Raw genomic sequence first — 2631 nt, 5'->3', positions numbered from 1 at the left:
TTTTCTACAGCTTCTTTGCCGTCTCGCGCGAATTGAAAGCATTTACCGTCTATGGACTGGCATGGGCCGCCATCGGCGTCGTGCTGCCGGCGATCATCAGCGTGTTGATAGCGGTCTTGGTCGGCAGCCAATCGGTCACGCTCATGATCCTGCTGCCGCTATCGATCGCATTGACGGTAGTGATGTACTGCTCTTTTTATCCGACTTATACCCACATCTTCGGCCGGCCCGAGGCTGACTTGCCGCCGCTGCAGGAAACCGGCGCTCAAGAATAAGCCCGGGCGGGTCAACACCCGCCCGCCCCCTTAAGCGATCTTCTCCAGCTTCGCCACGCTCAGATCCAGCAGCTTCATGCCATGCCTGCCGAAGTTGATGTGGGCGCGCGCATTGCCGCCGCTGCCTTCGATATTCACGATCACGCCTTCGCCGAACTTCAGGTGAGCGACATTCTCGCCAATACGCCAGCCGATATCGCGCCGGCCGAAGTTCTTGGAGATATTGTTGGCAGCTTTCTCGGGCGCCTCGTCCCAGGCCGATTTGGCATTGGCGAACCAGCTATGCTGCTGCACCTTGGGCGACAGCCATTTCAGCGCATCTTCCGGCAACTCGTCGAAGAAGCGCGAGCGCATGTTGTAGCGGGTCTGGCCATGCAGCATCCGGGTCTGCGAAAAACTCATGTACAGCCGTTTTTTTGCACGCGTGATGGCGACATACATCAGGCGCCGCTCTTCTTCCACGCCAGCGTCCTCTTTCTGCGAATTCTCGTGTGGGAACAATCCCTCTTCCAGGCCTGTGATGAATACCGCTTCGAACTCCAGGCCTTTGGCCGAGTGCACCGTCATCAGCTGCAAAGCTTCCTCGCCAGCCTGAGCCTGGTTATTGCCAGCCTCCAGCGACGCATGCGAAAGGAAGGCCGACAATGGCGACATCACCGCGGACAGCGGCGCATCGGCATCGAACACCTCGATGCCGTCGGCGGTCGTGATGGCTGCTCCTGACACCGCTTGCGCCTTGGGCCCAAGCAAGGCCGGCGCATCGATGCCGAATCCTTCTTCCGAAACAAACAGGGTCGCCGCATTCACCAGCTGCTCCAGATTCTCGATGCGGTCGGCGCCTTCTTTTTCATTCTGGTAATGCTGCATCAGGCCGCTCAGGTCGAGCACCACCTGCACCATTTCCGGCAGCGGCAAATGCTGGGTTTCAAAGCGCCCGCCTTCGATCAGCTTGAGGAAGGAACCGAGCGTGGCGCCGGCCTTGCCGGCCACATACGGCACCGCTGCATACAAGGAGATGCCGTATTGCTTGGCCGCGTCCTGCAGCTGCTCCAGCGAGCGCGCGCCAATGCCGCGCGCCGGGAAATTCACCACGCGCAAAAAAGCCGAATCGTTATGCGGATTGTCCATCAGCTGCAGATAAGCGATTGCGTGCTTGACCTCGGCGCGTTCGAAATAGCGCTGGCCGCCGTACACCCGGTAAGGGATGCCGGACGCCACCAGGGCATGCTCGATCACGCGCGACTGCGCATTCGAGCGGTACAGCACCGCGATTTCGCTGCGGCTGCCGCCGTCGTTGATCAGGCCCTTGGTTTCTTCGACGATCCACTGCGCTTCCTGCAGGTCGCTGGTGGCTTCGTAGATGCGCACCGGCTCGCCATGGCCGGCGTCGGTCCGCAGGTTCTTGCCGAGGCGCTTGCTGTTGTTGGCGATCAGGGTATTGGCGCTGTCCAGAATATGGCCGTGGGAACGGTAATTCTGCTCCAGCTTGATCAGGTTCTCGACCCGGAACTCATGCTCGAACGCACTCATGTTGCCGACATTGGCGCCGCGGAAAGCATAGATGCTCTGGTCGTCGTCGCCCACCGCGAACACCGCGCCGTGCTGGCCCGCCATCAGCTTGAGCCACTTGTATTGCAGGTCGTTGGTATCCTGGAACTCATCCACCAGGATGTGCTTGAAGCGCGACTGGTAGTGCTCGCGCAGCGGCTGGTTGCGGCTCAGCAGTTCATAGGTGCGCAGCAGCAGCTCGGCGAAATCGACCACGCCTTCGCGCTGGCATTGCTGGTCGTACAGGTCGTACAGTTCGACGAACTTGCGGTTGTAATCATCGTTGGCTTCGACCTCGTTGGCGCGCAGGCCCTGGTCCTTGGCGCCGTTGATGAAGTACATCAGGTTGCGCGGCGGGTATTTTTCGTCGTCGATGTTGAGCGATTTCAGCAAACGCTTAATTGCCGACAGCTGGTCCTGCGAATCCAGGATCTGGAAAGTCTGCGGCAAGGCGGCGTCGCGGTAATGGGCGCGCAGCAGGCGGTTGCACAGGCCGTGGAAAGTCCCTATCCACATGCCGCGTGTATTGATCGGCAACATCGCCGACAAGCGCGTCATCATTTCCTTCGACGCCTTGTTGGTGAACGTCACCGCCAGCACGCCGGACGGCGATACCTGGCCGGTCTGGATCAGCCAAGCGATGCGGGTGGTCAGCACGCGCGTCTTGCCGGAACCAGCGCCGGCCAGGATGAGTGCGGATTGCGCCGGCAGGGTGACTGCCGCGAGCTGTTCTGGATTGAGGTTATGAAGAAGATTTTGCATCCCGCCATTATAAGCTGCGCGGGCAGTTGGCCGATGCAACGATCAC

Annotated in this window: 1 protein-coding gene and 1 pseudogene; one reads left to right on the top strand and one right to left on the bottom strand. The window is 60.2% G+C overall.

Going from position 1 to position 2631, the window contains the following annotated elements; all coding sequences use genetic code 11:
• Window positions 1-275: pseudogene (locus JWQ61_RS18820) on the top strand (hypothetical protein); the annotation flags it as partial.
• 30 nt (window positions 276-305) lie between these two features.
• Here the strand turns inward: JWQ61_RS18820 and JWQ61_RS18815 are convergent.
• Window positions 306-2585, bottom strand: a complete 2280-nt coding sequence (locus JWQ61_RS18815; protein WP_304361842.1) for a UvrD-helicase domain-containing protein — start codon at window positions 2583-2585, stop codon at window positions 306-308.
• Window positions 2586-2631 lie beyond the last annotated feature (46 nt).

The sequence above is a fragment of the Collimonas fungivorans genome, assembly GCF_028292705.1.
GTDB classification, from domain to species: Bacteria; Pseudomonadota; Gammaproteobacteria; order Burkholderiales; family Burkholderiaceae_D; genus Collimonas; species Collimonas fungivorans_B.
This window is presented reverse-complemented; position numbering and strand designations above follow the sequence as displayed.

Coding starts and splice junctions, on each gene's coding strand:
- JWQ61_RS18815 (WP_304361842.1), bottom strand. CDS start 2,585: ATGCAAAATCTTCTTCATAACCTCAATCCAGAACAGCTCGCGGCAGTC.